The 719-nt window shown below is 49.0% G+C and carries 2 protein-coding genes; both read right to left on the minus strand.

Annotated elements, in window-relative coordinates:
- Nucleotides 1-182, minus strand: a 182-nt coding sequence (locus HNW77_RS17565; protein ID WP_206677832.1) for a hypothetical protein, incomplete at its 3' end; no start/stop codon positions are given.
- 333 nt (nt 183-515) lie between these two features.
- On the minus strand, nt 516-719 hold a 204-nt coding region (locus HNW77_RS17255; protein ID WP_172159322.1), incomplete at its 5' end, for a winged helix-turn-helix domain-containing protein.

Consider the following 719-nt stretch of genomic DNA (forward strand, 5'->3'; position numbering starts at 1 on the left):
CCGGCAATGCGGGTCATATTCTGGGGCATCGTAGCGATGGCCGTGACGGCTGCCATCGGCCGGATATTCGGGGTACAGACATAATGTATTAAATATTTCTGTATATTGAACGAATGGAATGATATCGTGAATGTACTTCTTGTAATTGTGCTATCAAAGGCTGTCGTTTCAGTGCTCTGCATGCGACTTGTATTTCATTTATATCGTGACAAAAACAATATAATATTACATAGAAATGGGTCTGTGGGATAATGCTATCCCGGCAATAGATAGTGGGCATCAACTTCCTTGAAGACTTTCCCAAGGCGGCTATGGGAACCCCGCTTCTCCTGCGGGACGCGAATTATATGCGCAGTGATCTCTATTCCGTTGTCGCTGCGATCGTTAATGGCCGACTACGATGTCGGACCGAAAGGCATTTGCCTACACGCCATGGTCATCCTGCTTGCGTACCCATCTCATCCAGGATGGCCGAACCGGGCATGCATGCAAGATCATCCTATACCGCCAGGGAGTCACGCACTCATGACATAACCGCTACCCCTGACGGTGTGGATCAGAGGTTGGCCGTCCTGCCCCAGTTTTTCCCGCAGACGACAAATATGCGTTTCGACGATGTTCGTACGAACCGGGAAATCCATATGCCAGACATCCTTCAGCAACATTTGCCGGGAAAGCACCGTGCCTGCATTCCTCATGAAATATTCCAGAAGTTTTAG

Origin of the sequence: Komagataeibacter melomenusus (assembly GCF_013155395.1) — a bacterium.
In the GTDB taxonomy this organism is placed as follows: Bacteria; Pseudomonadota; Alphaproteobacteria; order Acetobacterales; family Acetobacteraceae; genus Komagataeibacter; species Komagataeibacter melomenusus.